Raw genomic sequence first — 26,472 nt, forward strand, 5'->3', positions numbered from 1 at the left:
GTCCCCAGTCCCCATTCCCCATTCCCAATTCCCCAGTCACCTATTCTAGACAGTTGGCGTTAATGATTGTACTATCGATCCGGATTCCCATTCTAATGGGTTCCAATCCCGCTCTTCTACAGCCATTTGCTCAATTAAACTGGCTAACCTCAGAGCTTTAAGGGCTTGTTCACCACCCACAGAAGGCTGATTACCTCCATGTACACAGTTAACAAAATGCTCTAACTCTGCGCTTAAAGGTTGAACGTTACTAGTATAGACTTTTTCTATCAAACCATCTTGCCTATACAGAACCTGCCGATGGTCGTTATGCGGATTGGTATTTTGGCGATGAATCAAAATTTCATTTTTGAGGAAATCGGCTTCAGTAAATGAATTTTTGCAATGGGCGACGATGCGGCGAATTTTACGGTGAGTGACTTTACTGGCAGTGAGAGTGGCGACAATGCCATTGGCAAAGCCTAATGTGGCAGTCACATAATCTAAATAACCAGAGTCTAGGGAACGAGTGCCATTCGCTGTCAATTTGACTACGGGTGAACCAGCTAATTCTAAAAGTAGGTCAATGTCATGGATCATTAAATCCAGCACGACTGAAACATCATTCGCCCTGGCTGAATAAGGACTCATCCGATGCGCTTCTAAGGCCAAGACTTCCTCTGTTTTCAGGACTTGACTCAGTTCTCTAAAGGCTGGATTAAAACGCTCAATGTGTCCTACCTGCAAAATACATTGAGACTCAGCGGCGGCGTTGACGAGTGATTCTGCTTCGGAAATACTGGCAGCAATTGGCTTTTCAATCAAAACATGAATTCCTGCTAACAAACAGTTGATGCCTACGGCATAATGTAAGCGAGTGGGTACAGCAATACACACTGCATCTACATGGGGTAGCAGATCACAGTAATCTTCAAAAAAACGGACTTTGTATTTGCTGGCAGTTTCTAAGCCTCGTTCAACGTTGATATCAGAAACGCCTATCAGTTCAACATCTTTCATTGAACTGAGTATGCGGGTGTGATGTTGTCCCATGTTACCCACCCCAATCACGCCTATGCGGATTGCACGTGGCTGGTTGCGCTGTGAATAGAGATTTGGTTCTGCCACTGATATGCTATTTTGCACTATTATTTTCTCCTCAACCACCAAATTTAAAAACGCTACGGTCGTTGGCATTTATACTGAACTGCCAAGTGTGATCCGTCTAAAACCATCCAGATGGTAACATAGTGGTTCTATTTATGAAGAATTTCAAAGTTTATGTTCAGTTCCCACTATCTTGCTAACTTTTGGATCGTTAGTTATTAATTTTCCTATGGTTTATAATTGACACAAAAGAATATGTGTTTTTTTATTGACTGGCCATCTCAAAAATACTTACGTGATAGCTTTAGGATGGCAGTTAGGTAATTAATAACTCAGATAACTACTTCCTTGGCTGCTGGATAAATTTATGACATTCTAATTTCCGTAAAATTATCAGTGACTGTAATTGGCTGCAAGGTTGTCTGTAAAAATTTGGCCAACGATACTGTAAATTGTTTTTTGCATTTTGATTTGCATTTTGATTTGCATTTTGATTTGCATTTTGAATTTAATTTTTTGTTTGTTGCATTTTGTTGATTGTCTCACCTTTTGGGTGAGATTGATGTTAGGGATTTTTTGAGATTTTTTTGCATGATGAAAGCTGTAATTCTATTGTCTGGCGGATTGGATTCTTCTACGGTTCTCTATCAAGCTAGGGCTGATGGTTGTGAATGTTACGCCATTTCTTTTGATTACCAGCAGCGACACCGCAGAGAGTTACAATCAGCTATGTTTGTAGCGCAGTCTGTAGGGGTTGTTCAACATCAGATAGTTAATTTTGATTTACGCTTATGGGGTGGTTCTGCTTTGACGGATGAGGCGATCGCTCTCCCTCAAGCACGTTCCCTGGATGAAATGTCACAAAGTATTCCTGTCACTTATGTTCCCGCCCGGAATACTATCTTTTTAAGTTTTGCTTTGGGTTATGCTGAGATTATCGGCGCACAACGTGTATACATTGGTGTTAATGTTTTAGATTACTCTGGTTATCCTGATTGTCGTCCTGATTATATCCAAGCGATGCAAGAAGTGTTCCGTTTGGGAACTAAACAAGGTCGGGAAGGACAACCTATTGATATTATTGCACCGCTAATTAATTTGAAAAAAACGGAAATTATCCAACTTGGTAATCAGTTAGATGTACCTTGGGAGTTAACTTGGTCTTGTTATGCTGGTGGTGATCAAGCTTGTGGGGTTTGTGATTCTTGTCGGTTGCGGTTAGCTGCTTTTGCCCAGTTGGGTTTAAAAGATCCTGTTGATTATCTGTAGCAGAAGGCAGGAGCTAGGTTAGTAGTGAATTTAAATCCACCACTATAGCAGGAGTCAGTAGGGGCGAAGCATTCGGACAGGTCTATTGGGGAAACATCGAGAATTGATCACCTGAATGCTTTGCCCTTACAGGAGTCAGGAGTCAGGAGTAAAACCTTCTTGTATTGCGTGTTTCATGAATGAATGGCTACTTTAATACTTAGCAATAACCAATCAATTCGCCATCATTCCATTCTAATGTATCGCCAATGGTATCACCGTTATGATAGGCAGCCAGTAAAACTTCGCTGGTTTTACCATAGGATATTGCCCCAGTAGCATCAAGAGCGATCGCACCCAAATCCCGTTCATTTTTACTAGCTTCGGTAAATGAGCGCAACATCGCCTCTTTTAAAGACATTCCATCACTAACCCGGATGACAATTTTAGCGGCTAAACACTCATCAATGATATCTTCCCCAATACCAGTACAACTTACTCCTGCATATTGAGTAGCATAATTACCTGCTGGCATGGCAGAATCACTGACTCGCCCAATGCGCTCAAAGCCTTTACCACCTGTGGAAGTACCAGCGGCTAATTGACCATAGCCATCTAAGGCGACTACACCAATTGTACCCCGTCCTGCATGAGAACTTTCTGCCATTTCCGGTTCGGCGACAACTCCAGCCATTGTCCTTTTAAAGTTATCTTCCCGTTCTTGCATCCACTCGTTAAGACGCAAATCAGTTAAAGCATTATAGCTGGGAATTTGTAACTCTCGTGCTAATTCAGAGGAACCGTAATCAGACAATACCCGATCTGGGGAATTTTGCAGAAATAGCGCCATTTCAATCGGGTTTTTTACCCGTGCAACATTAATTACACCACTAAACCGCCCTGATGTACCATCCATCAGAGAAGCACTCATGCGGATTTGACCATCAGATTGTAATACAGAACCAGTACCTGCATTAAAGCGGGGGTCATCTTCCAACATTTGACAACCCCGGACCACAGCATCAGGAGCAGTTGCGCCTGTGATCAATAGTGAGTATACTTCCTGTATTACAGTATGCAGCGATCGCCTGACAGATGCCAATCCTCCCTTTCCTTGGAGAGAACTACCAGCCCCACCATGAATAATTAATTTAGGTTGTACTTGTAAACTCATTTATTTGTTTCTGTCTAGTTTTAACAGTTATCAGTTATCAGTTATCAATTGTCAATTGTCAATTATTTATCGTCTTTAGCCTGAGAACGGCGACGACGACAACGTTCTGAGCAATATTTAACTTCATCCCAACAATCTTGCCATTTTTTTCGCCAAGTGAAGGGACGTTGACATACTGGACAAATTTTTTCAGGCAGGTCAGATTTAGAACGAGTACGTCCCATGTTGATTTTAGATTTTAGACTGGTAATACTTCATAGTTGATAGTTGATTGGGAAAAATAAAATTAATTACCCAGTCAATGGTCTTCAGTTCCTGTCTCTAATGTCACCTGTCACCGTATACTAACGTAAGTTGCTAGTTATGCAAGAAAGGCTCTCAAATCGAAGTAACAAGGATAATTAGATAGCAAAAAAGCAGGGAACACCATCATAATTCATTCTTTCTCCTGACTTCTGACTCCTGACTCCTGACTCCTATTCCTAACTAGCAACTTGGGTTAATATTATTGAAGATGCCTTAGAGGTTGTTTGAAAAGTCTCTCATGGTGTATCAAATATTTTTACCCCTCCCTAACCCTCCCCTTATAAAGGGGAGGGAACTGGATTTTTATTGTTTCCCCCTTTTACAAGGGGGGATTAAGGGGGGTAGCAATGTGATGAAAATCACGGTATACCACTTTTAAAACATCCTCTTAAAAAAATTCAGATTAATCCTGGATTTGGCATCTGAATCATAGTTGTTGTAATAATTGGTAGATATTAACTCAGATTGGATATTTATAAAGCAGTAATTCGTCCTTTTTTATTTACTCTGGTAAAAGCAGATCCAGAGTGGTTACACCAACAAGCAATTGGTAGTTTTAACTTGCTGTCAAAAACAAGCTATCATCAGTATGCTAGATGGTTGAACTCTCTGCTACAAAAGTCTTTGTGCCTCTATGATACACGGCTAGAACAAAATCTGTTCGGGTTAAATTTTCCTAACCCATTAGGTTTGGCTGCGGGATTTGATAAAGATGGAGTAGGTGCTAATTTTTGGTCTAGTTTTGGTTTTGGTTTTGCTGAGTTGGGTACTGTTACTTATCATGCACAACCAGGCAACCCTCCTCCGCGTTTGTTTCGCTTAACTTTAGATCAAGCAGCCCTCAACCGTATGGGTTTTAATAATGCTGGTGCTGCGGCAATGACAACGAGATTAACAATGTTGAGTCAGGAAAAATCTCGGTCAATACCCCTAGGCATAAATTTAGGTAAATCTAAAATTACACCATTAGAAACGGCAGCAGCAGATTATTTAGAAAGCTTTCGCTTGCTGAAAAATTTAGGTGATTATTTTGTGGTTAATGTTTCTTCTCCTAATACACCAGGATTGCGATCGCTCCAAGATGCAGCAATGCTCAGTCAAATTTTGGAGGTTCTGCAAACAGAAAACATTGCACAAAAACCCTTATTTGTCAAGATAGCACCGGATTTAGAATGGGAAGCGATCGCTGACATTATTGATCTCGCCAAAACCTATAAACTAGCGGGAATAATTGCCACCAACACCACCATCAGCCGTGAGGGACTAAAAACCCAAATCATTGAAAAAACCGGTAAAACACCTCAAGAAGAAGCCGGAGGCATTAGCGGAGCGCCATTACGCCAACGTTCTACGGAAGTCATACGGTTTATTTATCAAAAAACCCAAGGACAGATACCCATCATTGGCGTTGGTGGCATTTTCACAGCTGAGGATGCTTGGGAAAAAATTACAGCAGGTGCTAGTCTCATCCAAGTTTATACAGGTTGGATTTATGAAGGACCAATGATGGTGCGCCGCACTCTTGCCGGTTTGTTAACCAAACTAGAAGAAAACGGCTTAAATTCCATCAGTGAAGCAGTGGGAATAGGGAATAGGTGATAGGTAATAGGTAATAGGTAATTGATGATAGTTGATAGTTGATAGTTGATAGTTGATAGTTAGTAGTTGATTGGGAAACATCAAATTTATTACCCAATCACCAATCACCAATCACCAATCACCAATCACCTAATTTTCCAAAGGGAAAAACTCCCTAGACTTACGAGAATAAGACCAAGCAATACCATCTGGATCACGGCTGCGACTCCATTCAGGAAAATCTGGGTCATTCCTGCGTTTATAAACTGTACTGGAATAAACACCCAACCGCTTGGCTAGTTCAGATTGAATCAGAGAACCAAAAACTAACTGTTCTTCGAGAGGTTTTTGTACCTCCTGATGAGTTGCTACATCTGTGGCTTCAGGTAATAATTCTGGTTGTAATTCTTCCTGCTCTTGCTTTTGCTGTTCTTCTTCCTGTGGAATGGGAGGAGGTGGAGCTAAGAGCGATCGCGCCTCTTTCGTCACAGGCCGACGGGGAAGTTTTTCCACTGATTCACTACTATCAAATATGTCACCCAAAATACTGGCAGTTATAAAGTAGTAGGAAGGACTCTCACTTTCTGAGTCCACTACACTAGCGCCAAATTCCTTTGCTTTACCCTCCAAGTAGCGTTTTGCCTGATTCCCAGAAAAATTGCCTTTGAGAGCTAAATCAACAGGTGTGATCTTTCCCTGGTTTTCCCGAATCAACTGATAAAAAAGAGGGTTAACTTGCTCACCCCACTTTTCCCATCTGTATTGATGCCAAAGGTTGAAAACCATCAGCAGCAACAAGCCTATCAGCAAAAACCTCCAAGTATTGACGACGAAAACAATCAAAAACGATATCGGCAAAATGAGAACGAGAAAACTTTTCCCGTAATTTTCTATGGTTTTTTCACTCATGCTGATTTTTGCCAAGTGAACTTTTGCAAATAATATTATTTATTATCTTGGCAAAAATTGGGACATTTTTTGTATCCCTTGGCAAAATAACAGCAAATTATTTGGCAAAAGCTACTGAAATAAGGAATAGGTGACAGTTGACAGGTTACTTATGAGAGTGCAGAAGGGGAAAATGATGATAAATGCAAAAATTTTCTCTCCAGGCTCTTAAAAACTGAAAATACATACACTACGTTTTACTAATATGATTAAATTAATACCAAACTGGCATTGGTGCATTTGCCACTACGCACGCCTTATACAAATACAGTCTAGCCTGGTGTTTGACTAAATTCCCATCAAAAGTAATATTTATAGGACTTAAGCATGATTGGAGTAAAAACCTGATTCTTGCGTAGGGGTAATTCATGAATTACCCCTACTTTCGTTCTGTTTTGCGTAAGTCCTCATTTATAGTTACCAGTAAAAAACCCTGATGTTGATGAAAAAATCTATCAATGGACATCTGTCTAAATCCTAACTAAAGCCCTATACCATACCTCTTTAGGAGTAAACTTGACTGATATACAGATCAAAATGCTATTACTGGGTCATTTTTATTGGTAGATTTTGATTACAGGCTGTATTTGCAAGAATCGGAGGTGAAACAGGTTCAGTTCCCAGGACTCAAATTTAATGTGCGAGCAATGTTTCAGGCAATTTTATGCTTTGCCAGAGGTAAGATAAAAGCTATACATGATAACTACCATTATAGATATTAGCGAGCTTGTCAATTAAGAATTGCTATAATCTATTGTTCAATCTTACATTCTTATCTATTATTTAGGTGTAAATTTCTATGGTTTTGCCAATGAATCGTCTGTCTATTTTCGTAGACGGAAACAATATGTTCTATGCTCAACAAAAAAATGGCTGGTTTTTTGACCCGCGACGAGTGTTAGAATATTTTAAGAATGAACAACCTGAGACAACATTAATCAATGCTTTTTGGTACACCGGCTTAAAAGACCCACAAGACCAACGTGGCTTTCGAGATGCACTCATTAGTTTGGGATATACAGTACGGACTAAAATTCTCAAAGAATATTATGATGATGTCTCTGGCCGTTATTCACAAAAAGCTAATTTAGATATTGAAATTGTTGTTGATATGTTCAATACCGTTGACCAGTACGACCGAGTAGTTTTATTCAGTGGAGATGGAGATTTTGAAAGAGCGATCGAGCTACTACGTTCCAAAAATACGCATATTACAGTGGTATCAACAGAAGGAATGATAGCTAGAGAATTGCGTAATGCTACGGATAGATATATAGACTTGAACGATATTAGAGACCAAATAGAAAAGACCGAAGCTTAGTAAAATTAATAATTATTTACAAAGCAAAAGTTAAAAACTGAAGAAGGAGTCCGTAACCAAGAGTGAGAAGAAATTATTGAGGCGAAGCATCACCAAAAGTTAGAACTACCAAATCATAGATTTGCTAGGTATCTTCAACCCACTTATAAATAAGCTAGTCGTATATAATTTATTCTAAATTCTCTATTCTGACTCCTTTATTCTTTTTAATAAAGTTCAAGGTATTTTAAGCCCACAGTCACAACTCAACCAACCAAAACCCAAAACCAATGAGCAGTCAAGCAGACAGAATTATCATCTTTGATACGACACTGCGAGATGGAGAACAGTGTCCAGGAGCGACCTTAAACATAGACGAAAAGCTAATTATTGCCAAACAATTAGCCCGTTTAGGTGTAGATGTAATTGAAGCTGGTTTTGCCTTTGCGAGTCCGGGTGATTTTGAAGCAGTGAGCAAAATCGCCCAGACTGTGGGCTTGGAAGATGGTCCTGTGATATGTAGTTTAGCTAGAGCTAGACACGATGACATCAAAGCCGCAGCGGAAGCGATCAAACCAGCAGCTAAGGGGAGGATTCATACATTTATTGCTACTTCTGATATTCACTTGCAGTATAAGCTGAAGAAAACCAGACCAGAAGTAATTGCGATCGCTGAGGAAATGGTAGCTTATGCTAAAAGCTTCACCGATGATGTAGAATTTTCCCCTGAAGATGCTGGTAGATCCGATCCAGAATTTTTGTATCAAGTTTTGGAAAGGGCGATCGCTGCTGGTGCAACAACTGTTAACATTCCTGACACTGTAGGTTACACTACCCCCAGCGAATTTGGCGCTATCATCAAAGGTATCAAAGAAAACGTCCCCAACATCGACCAAGCGATTATTTCCGTCCACGGCCATAATGATTTGGGTTTAGCTGTTGCCAACTTCCTGGAAGCTGTGAAAAATGGCGCACGACAGCTAGAATGTACTATCAATGGTATTGGGGAACGGGCGGGAAATGCGGCTTTAGAAGAATTGGTGATGGCGTTGCACGTCAGACGGCAATATTTTAACTCTTTCTTTGGTAGACCTGCTGATTGTGAAGATTCATTAACTAATATTGACACCAAGCAAATTTATAAAACCTCCCGCTTAGTTTCCAGCTTGACAGGAATGCTGGTACAACCGAATAAAGCTATTGTCGGTGCTAATGCTTTCGCACACGAGTCTGGGATTCATCAAGATGGAGTGTTGAAAAATAAACTCACTTATGAGATTATGGATGCCCAATTGATTGGGTTAACAGATAATCAAATAGTATTGGGTAAACACTCAGGTAGAAATGCGTTCCGTACTCGTTTAAAAGAATTGGGCTTTGAGTTGTCAGAGAATGACCTGAATAAAGCCTTTATTCGGTTTAAAGAAGTAGCGGACAAAAAGAAAGAAATTTCTGATTGGGATTTAGAGGCGATCGTTAACGACGAAATTAAACAAGCACCAGATTTATTTAAAATCGAATTGGTGCAAGTTTCCTGTGGTAGCAACGCCAAACCCACCGCAACTGTCACCCTGCGGACACCCGACGGACAAGAATTAACCGATGCGGCGATCGGTACTGGTCCAGTTGATGCAGTTTATAAAGCTATCAATCGGGTAGTGAATGTACCTAATGATTTGATTGAATTTTCTGTACAATCAGTTACAGGGGGAATTGATGCTCTGGGAGAGGTAACGATTCGGTTACGTTATGAATCCCGTGTATTTTCAGGTCATGCAGCCAGTACAGATATAATTGTGGCATCGGCTCAGGCTTATGTAAATGCACTGAATAGATTGTATGCTGCATTACAGCAAACCGTGAAGGAAGAAGTGACAGCTTAGTGGTAGAGTGGGTTAGATGCGGTAATTCGTCATTTGACCCACAACTAGAAATTTAAAATTCCAATACATAACATCTTATAAAAATTCTGCGAGTTTAAAATAAGCAATACCAGTTTTTATTTGCAGCGTTTGTTAATTTTATTAATTTCCCGCACTGGATTTGGGAAGACTAACATGAAAATTCGACAACTTGAACTTCAAAATTTTCGATGCTTTGAGCATAAAGTTTTTGATTTTTCAGATCATTTTAACGTTTTTATTGGTGATAATGCTACAGGAAAGACGGCTATTCTCAAGGCACTATCTACTGGTGCAAGTATTCTACTTTTATTTGTACCAGAAATTCCGACGCGAGATTATCAAATTGATCAAGATGATATTCGCCATATTAAATATTACAAGGGTGAAATACCAACATTTGAACGTCAATTTCCTTTTAAAGTTTCTTGTCAAGGAATGATTAATAATTATGAATCATCCTGGCATATCCAAATGTTAAGTGATAATGAACTAAAATTTTCTCCAAACAATGCTGAATACATTGTTAAACAACTTGTTGAGCAAGTTACTAAAGGAGAGGATATTATTTTACCTTTGATTGCTTATTATGGAACTAATCGTTTATGGATGCCTTCAACAGAGAATGATATAAAAACTATTAAACCTGGGTCTAGACTACAAGGGTATATTGATTGTTTGAATCCAGTATCTAACCTAAGAGCATTATTAGAATGGCTGAAAACAATGGAAATAGCCTCTCTGCAAAGGGGACAAGTAATTAATTTATTAGATACAGTGAAAACTGCAATTATTAGCTGTATAGAAAATTGTCACGAAGTAAAATATGATATTCTTGAAGATCAACTGATGGTAACTTTTGATAACAAAACCGAATTGCCGTTAAGAATGTTAAGTGATGGATTTCGGACAATATTAACTATGGTTGCTGATATTGCCTATCGAGCAGCAGTTTTAAATCCTCAACTTGGTAGCGAAGCTGCTAAACTGACACCCGGTATTGTTTTAATTGATGAAATTGATTTACACCTTCATCCAAAATGGCAACGTCGAGTAGTAAAAGATTTAAAAAGAACATTTCCCAACATTCAATTTTTTGCTACCACTCATTCACCATTAATTATTCAATCTTTAAAAGAGGGAGAACTGATTGATCTGAATAACCCTGATTTACTACCAGCAGCAGAATATGAAAACAAGTATATGGAACACATCACAAAAAATGTGATGCTTGTTGATAATGTCAATAGAAATGAGCGATATCAACAGATGATGGAAACAGCAGAAAGATATTATAAGATGTTAGAAAATGCTAATAATTCATCTCCTGAAGAATTGGAAAAGTTAAAATCAGAACTGGATGAATTAATAGAACCATATAGTGATGATGTTGCCTATCATGCTTTTTTGAAAATGAAGCGTTTAGCAAAATTAGGAGAATAATCACAATGCGTCCAGTGCAAAGAGGTAGTATACCAATTAATTCAAAAACGAATCAAAAAGTTTCTTTTAGTAAATATCAAGATGCTAAACAAAGCATTGTCGAAAGAATAGGTCATTATTGCTGCTATTGCGAAAAACCGGTAACAAATGTTCGTGATGTGGAGCATATTTTACCAAAACAGCATTATCCAAGACTACAAAATATTTGGCATAATTTTTTGATTTCTTGTAGAGTTTGTAATGATATAAAAGGACGTTCTCTTATCAGGAGAAAAAACTTTTATTGGGCTGATGTAGATAATACATTCCGAATTTTTGAATATCATCCTTTAAGCGCAGATATAGAAGTAAATTCCTTACTTTCTGATCCAGAAAAAACAATAGCACAAAATACTTTAGATTTAGTTGGTTTAGATCGAAAACCTGGACATCCTAAACATAAACCTAACTCAGCTGATTGGCTTTGGAAAGAAAGACTTGTAGCTGTAGGAATAGCTCAAGAAGCATTTTCTGACTTACAAAAAAATGATACTCTTGAAATGAGAAAACAAATAGTTCGTACTGCTCAAGGAATAGGTTTTTTCTCTGTTTGGATGACTGTATTTAAAGATGATCATGATATGCTACAACGCTTCATTGCTGCATTTCCGGGAACTTCTGGAGATTGTTTTGATCACCAAGGTAAGGCTATTCATCGTCCCAAAGGAAGAGTATGAATCATCCCAATAACACATCATTAACAGAAATCCGCACCGCATTAAAACAAATCTGGGGTTATGATAATTTTCGTCCACCACAGGGAGAAATTGTCAAAAGTTTATTATCCCAAAAAGACGCATTAATTATTATGCCCACAGGAGGGGGAAAATCCATTTGTTTTCAACTTCCTGCACTCTTAAAAACAGGGTTAACTTTAGTAATTTCTCCCTTGGTTGCATTGATGGAAAACCAAGTGGAAGAACTCAAACAACGAAATCAAAAAGCTGCACTTTTACATAGTGAACTACCTACATATCAACGTCGGGCAACTTTGCAAGCTTTAGAAAAACAACAATTAAGATTATTATATTTATCACCAGAAACTTTATTAAGTTCTCCTGTGTGGGAAAGATTATCTCATCCCCAATTACAAATTAATGGTTTGATATTAGATGAAGCTCATTGTTTAGTACAATGGGGTGATACATTTCGTCCAGCTTATCGACGTTTAGGTGCTGTACGTCCAGCTTTATTAAAATCAAAACCACCAGGTACAAAAATTAGTATAGCAGCTTTTACTGCTACTGCTGATCCTTCCGCACAAAAGATAATTGCTGATGTTTTACAGTTACAAAAACCTGATAGTTATAAACTCAATCCTTATCGTGCTAATTTACATCCTAGTGTGAAAATTGCTTGGACACCAAAAGGCAGAAAACAACAATTATTAAAATTTATTCAAAATCATCAAAATCAAGCAGGTTTGATTTATGTGAGAACTCGCAAAGATAGCGAAGAATTAGCAGCATGGTTAACAGAAATAGGTTATAATACTGCTTGTTATCATGCGGGTTTAGGTGCAACACAAAGACGCGCAGTAGAAGCAAGTTGGTTAAATGGAAAAATGCCCTTCGTTGTTTGTACTTGTGCTTTTGGCATGGGGATAAATAAGCCAGATGTCCGTTGGGTGATTCACTTTCACGCACCACATTTATTATCAGAATATGTGCAGGAAATTGGACGTGCGGGAAGAGATGGAAAACCAGCGGAAGCGTTAACTTTAATTAGTGAACCAACGGGTTTTTTAGATGCTGAAGATAAACAAAGACAGCAGTTTTTTGAACAACAAATGTTGAAACAACAACAAAAAGCCCAACAGTTAGCGAAAAAGTTACCAAAACAAGGAGAAGTAACATCTGTAATTAAACAATTTCCTGATGGTGCAACGGCGCTTTCTTTACTTCATAGTAGCGGACAACTGCAATGGCTTGATCCTTTTCATTATGCGATTTCTGCAAAGTCGGGAAAACAACCACAAATGCAATTACAAGCTGCTAAACAAATGAGTGAATATTTGTATAGTAAAAAATGTCGTTGGCAATTTTTGTTAGATGCTTTTGGGTTTGGGAAAGAAGCGGAAAATTGGCGTTGTGGACATTGTGATAATTGTCGGAAATAGAGTTTTATATCAAGTTTTATGATCTTCTTTTTGAAACTCTTCTATAACTGACCTAATTTCCTCTGCTGTAACATCTGTCTGTTCAAGTTTAGAATAGATTAAGAGTAGAATTATATTTGTAGGTGATTCAATCTGATAAATAAGCCGATAACCGCTACTTTTACCTTTTTCGATATCACTGTTGCGGACTCGCACCTTAAACACTGTATATCCTGTTCCGGTAATTTGATCACCTACAAAATTACCTGCTTGCAATTGTTCAATTACTGGCTGGATATCAGCGCGTATTTTACGGTATTTTTTAAATAAGTTTCGCAGTCGCCGCTGAAAATCATCGGTAAAATTAACTAAAACAGTTGAAGTTTCACTCGTCATCAATTCCATCCCATAGTTCTGAAACTGGTCTAATTTTGCCCATCTTTGCTTGTTGGAGTGAAGTTTTAAGATCCTCTAATATAGATTCTTTTGATTCATCATCTTCGTCTATTTCATCTTCGACAAATAATACAATTACTTTTACACGGCTGTGCTTGTGAAGTGTCAATGGTGTATCTAAGGAAAGTTGACCGTTTTCATCAACTATTGCCATTATTTCTTGCGCTATCATCTTTCTTTCTCTTATTGATAGTTGTTGTAAATTATAACAGATTTTATATATCAATGAACTCTCGTTGGCAGTTTTTGTTAAATGTTTAGGGATTAACTATTACAACTTATCATAATCCTCTGGTTCTACATCAGGGACTTTATTTAAAACTTGCTGAAATTTATCCCAACTGCTGCGTTTTGCTTTTTCTTCGAGATAATCTTTAGTCATCCATGCTGAAAGTGCGATCACTATACGTTGTTTAAAGAAAATCTTGTCTTTATCCATCAGTTTTCCCAGTCTATTTAGAATTACCAAGGACGGGGAAACCCCGCCCCTACATTAAAACTGCCTTAAAAAGCGCAAATCGCTATTATATAAACGGCGAATATCATCAATTTGATGTAAAACCATTGCAAAACGTTCTACACCAAAACCAGCAGCAAAACCACTATAAATCTCTGGATCATAACCCACAGATTTTAATACATTGGGGTCAACCATTCCGCAACCCATGACTTCTAACCAGCGCCCATTCCACTGTAAATCAACTTCCGCAGAAGGTTCGGTAAAAGGAAAATAACTGGCGCGGAAACGAATAGGTAAATCACCAAACATCGCTTGTAAAAATATCTTTACCGTGCCTTTCAAATCTGTAAAAGTTAAACCTTCATCAACTGCTAAAAGTTCAATTTGATGGAAAACAGCCGAGTGGGTAGCGTCTACATCGTCTCTGCGGTAAACTCGACCAGGGGCAACAATTTTAAATGGTGGTTCTTCTTTTTCCATGTAGCGAATTTGCACCGAAGAAGTGTGAGTCCGCAGTAAATTTCCATCTGGCAAATAGAAAGTATCCTGCATATCACGGGCTGGGTGGTCAGGAGGGGTGTTGAGGGCTTCAAAATTGTAGTAATCTGTTTCCATCTCTGACCCTTGGGCGACGGTGTAACCCATACCGACAAAGATATCTAGAGCTTGGTCAATGATACCATTGAGGGGATGAATGCGACCTTGGGGACGGTAAATACCGGGCATAGTCACATCTAAAGTTTCCGCCTCTAGCTGTGCTTGAATTTGGGCAGTTTCTAAAGCGGTGCGTTGCTGGTCAAGACTTTTTTGTAAAGCTTCCTTAACTGTATTGGCGATCGCTCCAATTTTAGGACGTTCCTCCGCACTCATTTGTCCCATGCTGCGTAACAGCGCCCCCAGTTGACCTTTTTTGCCCAAATAGTTAACACGCAGTTCTTCCAGGCGTTCCAGGGTATCAGCAGAGGCGATCGCTGTTTCTCCTTCCTGCCGTAATACTAAAAGTTGTTCCTCTAAATTGCTAGTCATTCGTGATTAATTATGAGTCAGGGGTCAATCAATTTTAGATTTACGATTTTGGATTTTGGATTTACTCCACCCTAAAATGTGGAGTTTGAGGATTTTAGATTGGCGTTAGCGAAGCGTAGGCAGCGCAGAGAGTATTTTGGATGAATTCTGCCCTGAAAAGGCGGAGTTTATCCCGAAAATTCCCAATCCACGATCTAAAATCCCAAATCTAAAATTTTTCGGTCAGTGGTCAGTAGTCAGTAGTTAGTGGCAAAATACAAACAACCAACAACTGACAAAGGACAATTAACCTTAGCAATGTGCCATAAACCAGTCAATGCCACAAGGTGAAACTTTCCTCTGTTTACAGTTTAGAAGCTATCCAGTATGAGAAAAGTTTTTTTGCAGTTGTTACCAAAAACACTGACAACAGACAATGAACTAATTATTAATTACCAATCATCAATCATCAATCACCTCTTCCCCAATCACCAATGACCAATAACAGATGAAATTACTAATAAGCAACGACGATGGAATTTCCGCTTTAGGTATTCGCACCTTAGCCAACACCCTAGCCGAAGCAGGCCATCAAGTGAGTGTAGTTTGTCCAGATCGAGAGCGATCGGCAACTGGACACGGATTAACCTTACATCAACCAATTCGCGCTGAAATGGTTGAAGCCCTGTTTCATCCGGCTATTAATGCTTGGGCTTGTGACGGTACACCTTCCGATTGTGTAAAATTGGCATTGTGGGCGTTACTCGATTCCCCCCCAGATTTGGTATTATCGGGAATTAACCAAGGTGCGAATTTAGGAACAGAAATTCTTTACTCTGGAACTGTTTCGGCAGCAATGGAAGGTATGATTGAGGGCGTTCCTAGTATTGCTTTGAGTCTCACCAGTCATACACACAAAGACTTTCAGCCAGCTGCCAAATTTGCCAAACTGCTAGTAGACCATCTGGCAGTAGAACCCTTACCAGATTTAATGTTACTTAACGTCAACATTCCCCCAATCTCTTGGGAAGAAATAGCTGGTGTCACTCTGACTCGTCAAGGAGTGCGTCGCTATGTTGACGTTTTCGATAAGCGAGTTGACCCCCGTGGCAAAACTTATTACTGGTTAACTGGAGAAGTTTTAGAAGATGTCGAACCACCACCAGGGTTAAATTTACCCCCACACATTCCCATAGATGTAGAAGTTATCCGTAAAAATTTCATTAGTATTACTCCTTTGCAATACAATCTGACTTATGCCAATGGACTGCATAAATTGTCTACATGGAAATTTAACTTTACTTAAATTTTTCTGTATTTCCAAAGACTCAAGTCTAAATTAAAACCATTACCGTAAAATTTACACTATAAATTGAGGAGTTACATTGAGAGTCTGTGTAGAAGCTGTTAAGTCCAACATCTAATCCAACCGTTTTACCTGTTGGAGTGGTGTCAATTTTTCGTTCTGTATCTACGCAAAACTGCACATAATAACCGTCAGAACAAACTTGGTGGAGATACTTTATCTCGGTGGTTTTGGCTCACTCGATTTTCTTATAAACTAGAAAAATAAGCAGCATTTTTTTGATTTATCGCCCGCTCAGTCCAGCAACCAACAACCATGTCTAGGATAGAGAATCAATTTACAGTGCAGTTTTGGGGCGTTAGGGGTAGTATCCCCTGTCCTGGTCCACACACCGTCCGTTATGGAGGTAATACCCCTTGTGTTGCCATGCAAGTGGGCGGTAAACGTTTGATTTTTGATTGTGGTACAGGAGTTCACGTTTTGGGACAATCTTTACTGTCCCAAATGCCTGTAGAGGGTCATATCTTCTTGACTCACTCCCATTGGGATCATCTACAGGGGTTTCCATTCTTTACTCCGGCTTTTATCAAAGGAAATAAATTTAATATCTACGGTGCGATCGCCCCCGATGGCTCAACCATTGAGCAACGTCTCAATGACCAAATGCTTCATCCCAACTTCCCTGTACCCTTGCAGATTATGCAGGCCAACTTGAATTTTTATACTGTTAAAGCAGGTGAACCAATTCACATTGAGGACATTACCATAGAAACGACACATTTAAACCATCCAGGTGAAGCCGTAGGATATCGAGTTAACTGGTGTGGTGGAGCAGCCGTTTACATCACAGATACAGAACATTTTCCTGATAGATTAGATGAAAATGTCCTCTGGCTATCACGCAATGCCGATATTTTGATTTACGATTCCACCTACACTGATGAAGAATACTCTTCAGCTAAATCACCAAAAATTGGTTGGGGACATTCTACTTGGCAAGAAGCGGTGAAAATAGCCCAAGCAGCCAACGTGAAAACATTGGTCATTTATCACCATGATCCTGCCCACAACGATGATTTTTTAGATCATGTGGGTAAACAAGCAGCGGAGAAATTTCCTGGTGCAATTATGGCCAGAGAGGGATTAATACTGGATGTTCCTGTATTAGATGCTGTCTCTAAATCATTACCTTTACGTAAGTCATAAAATAATCGTTTAGGTGATAGGTGACTCTTGACAAGTGTGAGAGAGAACAGTTCTTAAATGATGACCGTCATCATTGGACAAGATATAACTTCCCCAAGACGATACTTATTCAAAAATGTTAAAAAAGGTAATTTTTTAGGATAATTACTAATTTGTAATTGGTAAACAAGGTCATGGGTCTGCTAATTTTGCACCCTGCACCCCTTACCCTACACCTGCTCCAAGCCTCAAATACGTCTAAAAGGCAGAGGTTGGCAAACGCTGATAACGAAAATAAACCTAAAATCCCTGAATCCAAGTGCTAAATTTGTCTGAGGCTGGTTGTTTTTTTTGGGGGTGTTCTATGTGGGTTGCTGCTTCTGGCGAACAGCTACTAACACCAACTGCTGTTGCTCTTGGTAAATTTGATGGTGTTCATCTTGGTCATCAAAGAGTAATTCAACCAATTTTGCATTCAGCAGTAAGTGAAAATGGGCGGGGAAATGGGGATAAATTACCAAAATACTCACCAGATCATCCCTCTCAATTATCAACCGTACCATCATCCCCAAACCATACATATTCAACGGTTGTTACCTTTGATCCTCATCCCCAGGAGTTTTTTACCGGACAACCCCGCGCTTTGTTAACTCCACTGGATGAAAAAGTAGAACAACTGCGATCGCTAGGTGTAGAACAACTTGTATTATTACCCTTTGATAGAGAATTATCTGCTCTATCACCAGAAGATTTTGTCAAAAAAATCCTTGTCCAAAAACTGCAATGTCAAAAAATCAGTGTTGGCGAAGATTTCTGTTTTGGCAAAAAACGCATGGGTAACGCCAAAGATTTGCAAATTATTGCTGCTCAGTACAATATACCTGTAACTATAGTTCCCATACAAACTGATACAGTAAATTTTCCCAACAATACTGATAATATCCCCAATGATTTCACAGAAGATGGTCGTATTAGCACTTCCTCAATTCGCCAAAGTTTAGAAGTAGGAGATATGACTAGAGCAACCCGCTTACTGGGAAGACCCTACAGTTTAACTGGTCAAGTTGTAACAGGGCAAAAATTAGGTAGAACCATTGGTTTTCCTACTGCTAACTTGCAACTTCCAAAAGATAAATTTTTACCCCGTCTGGGAGTTTACGCTGTAAGGGTGTTTATTCACAGTGAAACCTCTGATACCACTCCTGTGGAAAAATTAGGCGTAAAATTAGGCGTGATGAATATTGGCAACCGTCCCACTGTCAACGGTACATACTCAACAGTAGAAGTACATTTGTTTGATTGGTCTAGTGATTTATACGATCAAACATTAGTAGTTGAGTTAGTAAAATTTTTACGCCCAGAACAAAAATTTGCTGATCTAGAAGCTTTGAAAACCCAAATTCAACTTGACTGCACCATAGCCAAAGAATTTTTAAATAGGACATACTGAATTTGGATGATAACTGGGGAACAATGTATATATTGGTGATTGGTGATTGGTGATTGGTGACTGGTGATTGGTGATTGGGAAGAATAAAAAATTTATTACCAATTAATTAAATTACCCATTACCAATTACCAATTACCCATTACCAATTACCCATTACCAATTACCAATTACCCATTACCAATTACCTAAAGAGAATGAGAGAAAAAATTGACGCTTTAACCCAAAATCTGGCTCGTACCATTGTCGGTAAAAATGAAGCTGTACGTTTAGTTTTAGTTGCTTTGCTAGGTGGTGGTCATGCTTTGTTAGAAGATGTACCTGGTGTTGGTAAAACCTTGCTGGCGAAATCTTTAGCGCGTTCTGTAGATGGTAAATTTCAAAGATTACAATGTACACCCGATTTACTGCCCACAGACATCACAGGTACAAATATTTGGAATCCCAAAAGCGGCGAATTTTCTTTTATGCCGGGTCCTGTATTTGCTAATGTCTTATTAGCAGATGAAATTAACCGCGCTACTCCCCGCACCCAGTCAGCTTTGCTGGAAGTGATGGAAGAACATCAGGTGACAGTTGATGGTGTATCCCGTGCTGTTCCGCAACCGTTTTTTGTGATTGCTACTCAAAACCCTGTGGAATATCAAGGAACATTTCCCTTACCAGAAGCACAAATGGATCGGTTTATGTTGTCTTTGAGTTTGGGTTATCCTTCGGAAACAGAAGAATTACAAATGTTGCAAAATCTTCAGGAAGGTGTACAACTGAGTGATTTACAAACTTGTATTACTTTGGAAGAAGTAGCACAGTTACGTCAACTTTGTTCACAGGTAAAAGTCGAAACTTCTTTACAACAATATATTTTAGAATTAGTACGAACAACCCGACAGGATGAGGAAATTACTCTTGGATCTAGTCCTCGTGGTACGGTGGCATTACAAAAAGCTGCTCAAGCATTAGCTTTTATTTTAGGTAGAGAATATGCAATACCCGATGATGTGAAGTTTTTAGCACCTTATGTTTTAAGTCATCGTTTGATTCCTAGAGGTGGGAGGAATGCGAAAACTGTAGTTGATCGGATATTGCGATCTGTGGCAATTCCTTAAAGGTGACAGGTGACAGATGTAAAAGTTTGTTTTTTTATAGTTACATCTTGCACCTGTTACAACTATAATAAATTTATTGGATAAAAAGATAGTTTATAATTATGCAGAAAATTACTATCAGAAACTTTGGTGCTATTGAATATGCAGAGATTGAAGTTAAGAAAATCTTGGTTTTGATTGGTGAGCAAGCGAGTGGTAAAAGCACTATCGCCAAATTAATTTACTTTTTTAAATCATTAAGAGATGATTTGTTTGTTCAAATTTATAAGTATACAGACAGGGATTTATTTAAAAAAGTACCTGATATTGTATTTCCTGAAGACTATTTTTTTATGAATTATTTCATATCTACTATTGAAAAAAGATTTTATGATTTTTTTGGATCAATATCTCATTTGCCAAATTTTGAAATAATTTTTTATTATAACGTAGAAAAAAATAAATACTTACAATTAAGTTTTAATAATCATGATAAAAAATTAAATTCTCAATTCAGCGATGGTTTCTTGAATGAGAATTTTTCAAGTGTTGTAAATCATATGATCAAATTGTTTGAAGATAAAAATTTAACCTACACAGAGATTCAAGAAAAATTATCTAATGATATTTATGACCAATTAGCTTATGAGCAAAATAAAATTATATATGCTCAGAGAATATCTGATTTATTAAATGGATTATTTGAAAGTAATCAAATAAATTCCTTATTTATTATTGCTGGTAGAAATGCAACAGTAAGTTATTCAGAATTATTTGAAAAATATTTATTTGCTAATATTCAGAGTAGTTTAGAAGACAATAGAATCGCATCTTGGCAAAGTAAGGAACAAACAATAGATGAAATATTAATGTTAAAATTTATCGAAAAGATTATAAAAATAAAAAAAATATTTAAAAAATTTGTAAATTTCAGAGAACTAATTGAAAGTTACGAAAAAGATAATATTAAAATCGAAAAACTACGTCTAATTACATATAAAATAAAGCAAATAATGAAAGGTGAATACTGTATTGATAACAGAGGAGAAAAAATTGTATTTAACCAGGAAACAGAGGAATATGTCTATCTTTCTAATGCTTCATCAGGACAACAAGAAGTGATAAGAATATTACAAGATATTTTCCTGAACATCCTTGATGATGTAAAAGTATTAAGAATCATAGAAGAGCCAGAAGCCCATTTATTCCCTATTGCACAAAAACAACTGATTGAGTTGTTATCTGTAATGGTTAATCATGATGAAGATAATCAACTCATCATTACTACCCATAGTCCTTATATCCTCACCGTTTTTAATAATCTTCTATTTGCGAATAGAGTAGTTGAAAAAAATCCCTCCGCAGCATTGGAAGTTGCAGAAATTATCCCTAAAGACTCTTGGTTAAAAGCTCAAGATTTTTCTGCTTATTCATTAGGTAATCAATCTGTTTCTGAAACAACTCATTATTGTGAATCTATTTTTAATGCTGAAAAAGGTACTATTCAACAAAATTATCTGGATACTGTTTCCGAAATTTTGGGTAGTGATTTTCAGACTTTATACAGTATCCACGCTAGAACTTTTAAAAGAAGATGAACAAATTTGACGATATTAAAGAATTGCTATCAAATGCGTTTCCTAAGTTTCCTTATATTCTACAAATAGAATTGAGAGCAGAGTTTTCTGTTATAGACTATAAAGGACAATCTTTTATTATCATCAGTATTGATTTCGATGATAATACATTTATTCTAAAAATCAATGGTGTGGAAACTATAATTAATGGTTTTGATAGCAGCAAATTATTTAATATCATTAATGCTACGGGAGTTGCTTTTATTCCTATTGATGGTAAACAGGGACTTTTAGGATTTGGTGATTCTCGTTGTGATTTTGTATTTTTTGATGAAAGTGATTTCTGTTTTGTAGAGTTTAAATTGAATGCAACCAGTTTGAGAAAAGTAAACAAAAATAGAGTAGATGCGATTAGACAATTAAAAAATACTATAGATTTATTTGATGATAAACTAGAAAGGAATTATGCAGGTTTAAATTTAGAAGCTTATGTTTGTACTCCTGAATTTTACCCTAGATTAAATGCCAGTTGGCAAGCATTAGCACAGGATTTTTTAGAAGATTATGGTATTCCACTTTTTGAAAGCAATAATAAAACCTGTAATTAAATAGTAATTCAGGCAACAAATTGATATAAAATCTGTCTAGATATCAGGTGTATACAAAAACCAAAATATTGACCTTACCATAATTCTATTTATGCCTAGTATGCTTAAACCTAAATCATCCCACAAAAAACTCAAGCGTCAACTGCTGATAGTCATGCTGATTATTTTCGCTTGGAGTGTCGCCATAGGATTTATACTAGGTTTAGCCACCAGCACCCAAGCAGCAAACCCCCCAGAAATTGGTACAGTTGACTTAGTACCGGCACAATATAAGTTAGGAAAAGAATTATATATAGAAAACTGTTCAACCTGTCATCTAGCTTTACCACCAGAGGTATTTCCTACCCAAACCTGGAAACACATCCTGGAAGACTCTGAGCATTACGGCGCTACAATTACGCCCTTAACTGGAATACAACGCACTTTAGTGTGGAAATATGTTTCTACCTTCTCCCGTGTCAAGCTGGAAGATGAAAACACACCCTATCGTCTGAATAGATCCCGTTATTTTAAAGCCTTGCATCCTGATGTAGAATTACCAAATCCTGTAACAATGGGTACTTGTGTTAGTTGCCATCTTGGTGCAAATGAGTATAATTTCCGTAAACTGACACCAGAGTGGGAAAAATAAATTAGTAATTGGTGATTGGAAAAAATTTTCTCCCCCTGCTCCCTGCTCCCTGCTCCCCTGCCTCTTCTGGTGGCAAAATGATACTATGAAAGAAGTTTAACTATAAGATATGAGTTAAAACCAATCACAAAATCGGGTGATTGGTAAATTTTCATTTCGGTTTTGAGTTAATTCTCATTTTCTACCCATCCACCACCAAAACGGTTGGGTTGAGTTAAGCGTCTATAATTATATAGCTTTTAGCTAAACCTTTAATTTTCATTCCCCTTGATCTATTTCCATAAACTGCCATGCTAAAACTATTGTTGGGCGATCCCAACGCTCGTAAACTAAAAAAATACCAGCCTTACATTACAGAAATTAATCTCTTAGAGGAAGAAATTAAAGCACTCTCTGATGATGAATTAAAAAGTAAAACTACTGAGTTTAGACAACGTATATCTAAGGGTGAAAGCCTTGATGATATTCTGCCAGAGGCTTTTGCGGTTGTTCGTGAATCTGCTCGACGGGTGTTAGGATTACGACATTTTGATGTACAGTTACTCGGTGGGGCAATTCTGCATACTGGGCAAATAGCGGAAATGAAAACCGGTGAAGGTAAAACCTTGGTGGCTACCTTACCGAGTTATTTAAATGCCCTCACGGGTAAAGGTGTTCACGTTATTACAGTGAACGATTACCTGGCACGTCGGGACGCTGAATGGATGGGACAGGTTCACCGCTTCTTGGGTTTAAGTGTAGGGCTAATTCAAGCCAGCATGAGTCCCACAGAACGGAAGAAAAACTATGACTGTGATATTACTTATGTAACTAACAGTGAAATCGGTTTTGACTACCTGCGGGATAATATGGCCACTTCTATGGCGGAGGTGGTACAGCGTCCCTTTAATTATTGTGTTATTGATGAAGTAGATTCGATTCTGATTGATGAAGCACGGACACCGCTAATTATTTCTGGACAGGTGGAAAGACCGACAGAAAAGTATTTGCAAGCGGCGGAAATTGCTTTTACACTCAAAAAAGATGAACATTACGAAGTTGATGAGAAGGCGCGTAACGTTCTGTTAACGGATGAAGGTTTTGCGGAAGCGGAAAACCTTTTAAATGTAACAGATTTGTTTGATCCTGAAAATCCTTGGGCGCATTTTGTTTTTAATGCGATTAAGGCTAAAGAATTATTCCTCAAGGACGTGAATTATATTGTCCGTAATGGGGAAGTGGTGATCGTTGATGAATTTACCGGTCGGGTATTACCGGGAAGACGTTGGAGTGATGGACTGCACCAAGCTATTGAAGCGAAGGAACGGGTAGACATTCAACCAGAAACCCAAACTTTGGCAACTATCACTTATCAAAACCTGTTTTTGCTGTATCCCAAGTTGGGGGGAATGACAGGAACAGCGAAGACGGAAGAGGTGGAATTTGAAAAGATTTATAAGTTGGAAGTAACAATTATACCCACCAACCGGGTGAGAAAACGCCAAGATTTATCGGATATGGTGTTTAAAACGGAAATGGGTAAATGGCGGGCGATCGCTAAAGAATGTGCGGAAATGCACGAACAAGGTAGACCTGTGTTAGTGGGTACGACCAGTGTAGAAAAATCCGAACTTCTTAGCCGTTTGCTGAAGGAAATAGAAATTCCCCATGAGTTACTGAACGCTAGACCAGAAAACGTGGAACGGGAAGCGGAAATTGTCGCCCAAGCCGGACGCAGAGGGGCTGTAACTATCGCCACCAATATGGCAGGACGGGGTACAGATATCATTCTGGGTGGTAACTCGGAATATATGGCGCGGTTGAAGTTACGGGAATATTTTATGCCCCGGATCGTGGCCCCTGAAGATGATGAGTTTAGCATTCAACGGGCTTCTGGACTTCCTACCGGTCATGGTGGAGGACAGGGTTTTGTGCCTGGTAAGAAGGTGAAAACTTGGCGTGCTTCCCCGGAAATTTTCCCCACTCAGATATCAAAGGAAACAGAACAACTCTTAAAAGAAGCGGTAGACGTGGCAGTAAAAGCTTACGGTGAAAGAAGTTTACCGGAGTTGGAAGCGGAAGAAAAGATCGCTGTTGCCGCAGAAAAAGCACCTACAGATGATCCTGTAATTCAAAAATTGCGGGATTCTTACCAGCGCATTAAGCATGAGTATGAAGAGTTTACTGGTAGTGAACATGATGATGTGGTGAACCGTGGCGGTTTGCACGTTATTGGTACTGAACGTCATGAATCACGACGGATTGATAACCAGTTGCGCGGACGGGCGGGCAGACAAGGCGACCCTGGAACAACCAGATTTTTCCTCAGTTTAGAGGATAACTTGTTAAGGATCTTTGGGGGCGATCGCGTTGCTGGGTTGATGAATGCTTTCCAAGTGGAAGAAGATATGCCTATTGAGTCGGGTATGTTAACTCGCAGTTTGGAAGGCGCACAGAAAAAGGTGGAAACCTATTACTATGACATCCGTAAACAGGTGTTTGAGTATGACGAGGTCATGAATAACCAACGTCGTGCTATTTATGCGGAACGTCGGCGGGTGTTGGAAGGTCAAGACCTGAAGGAACAGGTGATTAAATACGCTGAAAAAACGATGGATGACATCGTTGATTATTACATTAACCCTGATTTACCTTCGGAAGAATGGGAATTAGAGAAGTTGGTGGATAAGGTGAAGGAGTTTGTTTACCTGTTGTCTGATATGCAAGCTAGTCAGTTGGAGGATATGGGAGTACCAGAAATTAAGGCTTTCCTCCATGAACAAGCGCGGATAGCTTATGATATTAAGGAAGCGCAAATAGATCAGATTCAACCGGGTTTGATGCGTCAAGCGGAACGGTTTTTTATTCTCCAACGCATAGATACTTTGTGGAGAGAACATTTGCAACAAATGGATGCTTTGCGGGAGTCGGTTGGTTTGCGTGGTTATGGTCAGAAAGATCCTCTGATTGAGTATAAGAGTGAGGGTTATGAGTTGTTCTTGGATATGATGGTGAATATCCGCCGTGATGTGGTTTATTCGCTGTTTATGTTCCAGCCTCAAGCACAACCTACGGTGCAGACTTCGGAGATGGTTTAAGAGTTTTTTCACGCAGAGGAGGACACTTGCATGGGCGGGTCTCCCACGCCAGTCCGCACAACGGGGGGAACCCCCGCAAGCGGCTGGCTTGACTTGTGCAAAGTGTCCGTCACGCAGAGGCGCAGAGAGGCGTTTTCTGCGTCTTTTGTTTTAGGAGGAATGAACCACGAAGAAGCGAAGGACACTAAGGAAGAGGAGGAAGAAGAGGGAGAGAGGAGTTTTTGTGTAAAATCATTCAGAATGCTAGTTTTATGAAACTAGATTATGCTAAAGTATGGGTGATACTATACCCTAATTATGTTAGTTCATTTTAAATGAGTAGTATTTGCTCATGAATCATCTCATAACGAAGGGAAAAGTTATGTTAGACAAACTGATTAAATACTTTAGACATATCCGAAAAAGAATCAAATTATGGTATAACAGGATAAAATCGTGTACCTACCCTGAGATTATGAGCAACATAGTTGAGTACATTCATAACAATCCTGAAGAATCACAACGGTTATTAGGG

General features: G+C 38.6%; 23 protein-coding genes. 15 read left to right on the forward strand and 8 right to left on the reverse strand.

Going from position 1 to position 26,472, the window contains the following annotated elements:
• Positions 1 to 45: 45 nt before the first annotated feature.
• A complete protein-coding gene (locus IQ237_RS23370) occupies positions 46 to 1,125 on the reverse strand; it encodes a Gfo/Idh/MocA family protein (RefSeq protein WP_194059497.1) in 1,080 nt (359 codons plus the stop codon).
• A gap of 555 nt (positions 1,126 to 1,680) precedes the next feature.
• On the opposite strand from IQ237_RS23370, the gene queC reads away from it, so the two are divergent.
• Positions 1,681 to 2,355 carry a 7-cyano-7-deazaguanine synthase QueC gene (queC, locus tag IQ237_RS23375; RefSeq protein ID WP_194059463.1) on the forward strand — a complete coding sequence of 225 codons (675 nt, stop codon included), beginning with the start codon at positions 1,681 to 1,683 and terminating at the stop codon, positions 2,353 to 2,355.
• Between the two features lie 199 nt (positions 2,356 to 2,554).
• Here queC and IQ237_RS23380 read toward each other — a convergent pair whose 3' ends face one another.
• Together IQ237_RS23380 and IQ237_RS23385 are read right to left on the reverse strand one after the other, a co-directional pair.
• The gene (locus IQ237_RS23380) at positions 2,555 to 3,508 is read right to left on the reverse strand and encodes an isoaspartyl peptidase/L-asparaginase (RefSeq protein WP_194059465.1); all 954 of its coding nucleotides are present in this window, start codon (positions 3,506 to 3,508) and stop codon (positions 2,555 to 2,557) included.
• A 62-nt stretch (positions 3,509 to 3,570) separates the two neighbouring features.
• Positions 3,571 to 3,732: a DUF2256 domain-containing protein gene (locus IQ237_RS23385; protein ID WP_096572208.1), complete on the reverse strand. Its 162-nt coding sequence runs from the start codon at positions 3,730 to 3,732 to the stop codon at positions 3,571 to 3,573.
• A gap of 547 nt (positions 3,733 to 4,279) precedes the next feature.
• On the opposite strand from IQ237_RS23385, the gene IQ237_RS23390 reads away from it, so the two are divergent.
• Positions 4,280 to 5,413 carry a quinone-dependent dihydroorotate dehydrogenase gene (locus IQ237_RS23390; protein WP_194059467.1) on the forward strand — a complete coding sequence of 378 codons (1,134 nt, stop codon included), beginning with the start codon at positions 4,280 to 4,282 and terminating at the stop codon, positions 5,411 to 5,413.
• A 129-nt stretch (positions 5,414 to 5,542) separates the two neighbouring features.
• Here IQ237_RS23390 and IQ237_RS23395 read toward each other — a convergent pair whose 3' ends face one another.
• Entirely contained in the window at positions 5,543 to 6,301 is a 759-nt protein-coding gene (locus tag IQ237_RS23395) for a hypothetical protein (protein ID WP_194059469.1), read from the reverse strand.
• An 838-nt stretch (positions 6,302 to 7,139) separates the two neighbouring features.
• Between IQ237_RS23395 and IQ237_RS23400 the strand changes: the two genes are divergently transcribed.
• The 5 genes from IQ237_RS23400 to IQ237_RS23420 all read left to right on the forward strand — a co-directional run bounded on the left by IQ237_RS23400 (position 7,140) and on the right by IQ237_RS23420 (position 13,142).
• The gene (locus IQ237_RS23400) at positions 7,140 to 7,661 is read left to right on the forward strand and encodes an NYN domain-containing protein (RefSeq protein WP_096572205.1); all 522 of its coding nucleotides are present in this window, start codon (positions 7,140 to 7,142) and stop codon (positions 7,659 to 7,661) included.
• Positions 7,662 to 7,930: 269 nt separating this feature from the next.
• On the forward strand, positions 7,931 to 9,523 hold the full coding sequence (locus IQ237_RS23405) for a 2-isopropylmalate synthase (RefSeq protein WP_194059471.1): 1,593 nt from the start codon (positions 7,931 to 7,933) through the stop codon (positions 9,521 to 9,523).
• Between the two features lie 174 nt (positions 9,524 to 9,697).
• Entirely contained in the window at positions 9,698 to 10,984 is a 1,287-nt protein-coding gene (locus IQ237_RS23410) for an AAA family ATPase (protein ID WP_194059473.1), read from the forward strand.
• 5 nt (positions 10,985 to 10,989) lie between these two features.
• The gene (locus IQ237_RS23415) at positions 10,990 to 11,700 is read left to right on the forward strand and encodes an HNH endonuclease (protein ID WP_194059475.1); all 711 of its coding nucleotides are present in this window, start codon (positions 10,990 to 10,992) and stop codon (positions 11,698 to 11,700) included.
• Positions 11,697 to 13,142, forward strand: a complete 1,446-nt coding sequence (locus IQ237_RS23420; protein ID WP_194059477.1) for an ATP-dependent DNA helicase RecQ — start codon at positions 11,697 to 11,699, stop codon at positions 13,140 to 13,142. Before IQ237_RS23415 ends, IQ237_RS23420 begins: the two co-directional genes overlap by 4 nt.
• Before the next feature lie 9 nt (positions 13,143 to 13,151).
• On the opposite strand, the gene IQ237_RS23425 is transcribed toward IQ237_RS23420, so the two are convergent.
• From IQ237_RS23425 to pheS, 4 genes are all read right to left on the reverse strand, one after another.
• Positions 13,152 to 13,517 (reverse strand): type II toxin-antitoxin system RelE/ParE family toxin, encoded by a 366-nt coding sequence (locus IQ237_RS23425; protein WP_194059478.1) that lies wholly within the window; start codon positions 13,515 to 13,517, stop codon positions 13,152 to 13,154.
• Positions 13,507 to 13,749 carry a hypothetical protein gene (locus IQ237_RS23430; RefSeq protein WP_194059479.1) on the reverse strand — a complete coding sequence of 81 codons (243 nt, stop codon included), beginning with the start codon at positions 13,747 to 13,749 and terminating at the stop codon, positions 13,507 to 13,509. The genes IQ237_RS23425 and IQ237_RS23430 overlap by 11 nt, the downstream gene beginning before the upstream one ends.
• Before the next feature lie 99 nt (positions 13,750 to 13,848).
• On the reverse strand, positions 13,849 to 14,016 hold the full coding sequence (locus IQ237_RS23435) for a hypothetical protein (RefSeq protein ID WP_194059480.1): 168 nt from the start codon (positions 14,014 to 14,016) through the stop codon (positions 13,849 to 13,851).
• Between the two features lie 54 nt (positions 14,017 to 14,070).
• Positions 14,071 to 15,063 (reverse strand): phenylalanine--tRNA ligase subunit alpha, encoded by a 993-nt coding sequence (gene pheS, locus IQ237_RS23440; protein WP_194059481.1) that lies wholly within the window; start codon positions 15,061 to 15,063, stop codon positions 14,071 to 14,073.
• Positions 15,064 to 15,550: 487 nt separating this feature from the next.
• Here pheS and surE point away from each other — a divergent pair, with 487 nt between their 5' ends.
• From surE to secA, 8 genes are all read left to right on the forward strand, one after another.
• Positions 15,551 to 16,348, forward strand: coding sequence for a 5'/3'-nucleotidase SurE (surE, locus tag IQ237_RS23445; protein WP_194059482.1), 798 nt, complete (start codon positions 15,551 to 15,553; stop codon positions 16,346 to 16,348).
• Between the two features lie 315 nt (positions 16,349 to 16,663).
• On the forward strand, positions 16,664 to 17,554 hold the full coding sequence (locus IQ237_RS23450) for an MBL fold metallo-hydrolase (protein ID WP_194059483.1): 891 nt from the start codon (positions 16,664 to 16,666) through the stop codon (positions 17,552 to 17,554).
• A gap of 343 nt (positions 17,555 to 17,897) precedes the next feature.
• A complete protein-coding gene (locus IQ237_RS23455; RefSeq protein WP_228020674.1) occupies positions 17,898 to 18,983 on the forward strand; it encodes a bifunctional riboflavin kinase/FAD synthetase in 1,086 nt (361 codons plus the stop codon).
• Positions 18,984 to 19,177: 194 nt separating this feature from the next.
• Positions 19,178 to 20,086, forward strand: coding sequence for a MoxR family ATPase (locus tag IQ237_RS23460; RefSeq protein ID WP_194059487.1), 909 nt, complete (start codon positions 19,178 to 19,180; stop codon positions 20,084 to 20,086).
• Positions 20,087 to 20,187: 101 nt separating this feature from the next.
• On the forward strand, positions 20,188 to 21,663 hold the full coding sequence (locus tag IQ237_RS23465; protein ID WP_194059489.1) for an AAA family ATPase: 1,476 nt from the start codon (positions 20,188 to 20,190) through the stop codon (positions 21,661 to 21,663).
• Positions 21,660 to 22,250, forward strand: a complete 591-nt coding sequence (locus IQ237_RS23470) for a hypothetical protein (protein ID WP_194059491.1) — start codon at positions 21,660 to 21,662, stop codon at positions 22,248 to 22,250. Before IQ237_RS23465 ends, IQ237_RS23470 begins: the two co-directional genes overlap by 4 nt.
• A 100-nt stretch (positions 22,251 to 22,350) precedes the next feature.
• Complete coding sequence (locus IQ237_RS23475; protein ID WP_375539918.1) at positions 22,351 to 22,881, forward strand: cytochrome C; 531 nt, start codon at positions 22,351 to 22,353, stop codon at positions 22,879 to 22,881.
• Positions 22,882 to 23,171: 290 nt separating this feature from the next.
• Positions 23,172 to 25,958, forward strand: coding sequence for a preprotein translocase subunit SecA (secA, locus tag IQ237_RS23480; RefSeq protein ID WP_194059495.1), 2,787 nt, complete (start codon positions 23,172 to 23,174; stop codon positions 25,956 to 25,958).
• The last annotated feature ends 514 nt before the right edge of the window (positions 25,959 to 26,472 follow it).

Origin of the sequence: Sphaerospermopsis sp. LEGE 08334, from assembly GCF_015207205.1 — a bacterium.
GTDB lineage: Bacteria > Cyanobacteriota > Cyanobacteriia > Cyanobacteriales > Nostocaceae > Sphaerospermopsis.